The sequence below is a fragment of the Aeromonas sp. QDB11 genome, assembly GCF_027705265.1.
GTDB classification, from domain to species: Bacteria; Pseudomonadota; Gammaproteobacteria; order Enterobacterales; family Aeromonadaceae; genus Aeromonas; species Aeromonas allosaccharophila.
The window spans coordinates 1-1,592 of the sequence record NZ_JAPDBM010000161.1 but is presented as its reverse complement, the minus strand read 5'-3'; the positions used below and the strand labels follow the sequence as shown (position 1 = coordinate 1,592).

Here is a 1,592-nt window from a genome sequence, read left to right as displayed (position 1 = left end):
TATCTGGAAACGGTACTCAATGCGGGTCTCAAAAAACTGGGTGAAATTTAACAAAATGTTCACGCTCTCACCCTGGCCTCACGTAACACCTTGAACATATTTTGTCGCCCGACCACATAGTTATCCATACTGGCCAACTGCACAGAATACATATCAAGGCGCAAGGCATAGGCCCAGATAAAGATCTTCTCTATCGCTTTGGAGAGGTGCGTGGCTCCGAACTTGTCGAAGTAGTAGAGCAACAAACAATCGAACATTGTTCGCACATAGCGATCACCGGTACGATGGCGGCCCTGGTAGTCGGCAAGCACCATAAGTATCTCGCAGGCATAGCCCTCGAGCTTATAACGTTCCATCAACGCTGAACCGTTAAACAGAAATGTCAGCCCCTGATAGTGCTTAATCATCTCGAAGAAACGACGACCGTTGATAATGGTTTGATCCAGCTGAAACGGAAACGCCATATGCAGTTCATCAACCTTGTTATGAACTATCCGCAACGCGGAGACGCAAGGAAAGGCTTCGCTGTTGGCCAGATTCACCCCCTTGAATAGCGCCACGTCATCCTTGCCAAAGTAACGGGCAGGTTTCCCTGTAATCCAACGTCGAATGCGATAAAGATGTTCACCAAACAGAGCTTCTAATACATCCCCATTACTATTTTCCCAACCGGATACGGTGGCAGTTTTAAGCGGCTCATCCAACGCTGAAAATTCTCGTAGATGGAAAGCCTTGAGCAAGTCATGGGGGGCCAGATCTCGTCCGCGTGCATTTTGTGAATCAAAAAACTGGAATGCTTCTGAGATATCAAACAGCGTCACCTGTACCAGTTCACAGCGGTTCAGCAGAAAGTCGATCTGTTTCTCATCAAAATCGGCGCGCACGACCCGCCTGCGGATCACCTGATAGTTCTCCCGGATATTGTGTTGTGACACTGTGTTAGTGAAATCGGGATGTATCATGCTCGATTTCAGCGTGTTCAACTGCTCTCGCAGCTTAGGGGCGGTCACTGCGGCGAGTTTCTCATTGAGTAGCGCATGAAGGATTAGCAGCAGTGTGATGGTCCGTTGCTGACCATCGACAATGTCCCGGATACGCATGCCCGCTCCAGTATCTTCCTGAGAGGGGCGCTCATATAACACTAACGTACCCAATCGATACGCATCTTTTTCTTGGTGTAAGGCCAGATCATCCAGCAGTTGCTCGACATGTCTGGTCGTCCACTTATAGGGACGCTGGTAGGGCGGGATCACCAACGTGGGGTCAGCCAGTAGCTGGCTGACCTTGATCACCTTGTACTGCAAGGTGTGGGGATGGGTCACTGATACGGCTGTCATTCAACCTGTTCCACAGGCAGGCGGATACGGCCGGTCAACAACTGCTGCATCATCCCCTGCTTTACATCACGGGCCTTGGCCAGTTTCTGCTCCAGCGCCTGCAGCTCGCTATCCATATCGGAGAGAATGGTGGCGATGGCGGTTTGTTCTTTATGACTTGGGAATGGCAACAAAAAATCCTTAGAGATCCCCTCATTTTTAGAGACTCAAATAATTCCAAGTGTGCGGCTATATAAACGGTGTTGCTTCAGGTAG

At 49.7% G+C, this 1,592-nt stretch carries 2 protein-coding genes; both read right to left on the bottom strand.

What is annotated here, in order from left to right; genetic code table 11:
• Positions 1–59 precede the first annotated feature (59 nt).
• A complete protein-coding gene (locus OKC40_RS22360) occupies positions 60–1,337 on the bottom strand; it encodes a DUF262 domain-containing protein (RefSeq protein ID WP_270797017.1) in 1,278 nt (425 codons plus the stop codon).
• Complete coding sequence (locus tag OKC40_RS22355) at positions 1,334–1,507, bottom strand: hypothetical protein (protein WP_270797016.1); 174 nt, start codon at positions 1,505–1,507, stop codon at positions 1,334–1,336. The genes OKC40_RS22360 and OKC40_RS22355 overlap by 4 nt, the downstream gene beginning before the upstream one ends.
• Between the last annotated feature and the right edge of the window lie 85 nt (positions 1,508–1,592).

Excerpts from the sequence above, each read along its gene's own strand:
- OKC40_RS22360 (WP_270797017.1), bottom strand. The coding sequence starts at position 1,337 with ATGACAGCCGTATCAGTGACCCATCCCCACACCTTGCAGTACAAGGTG.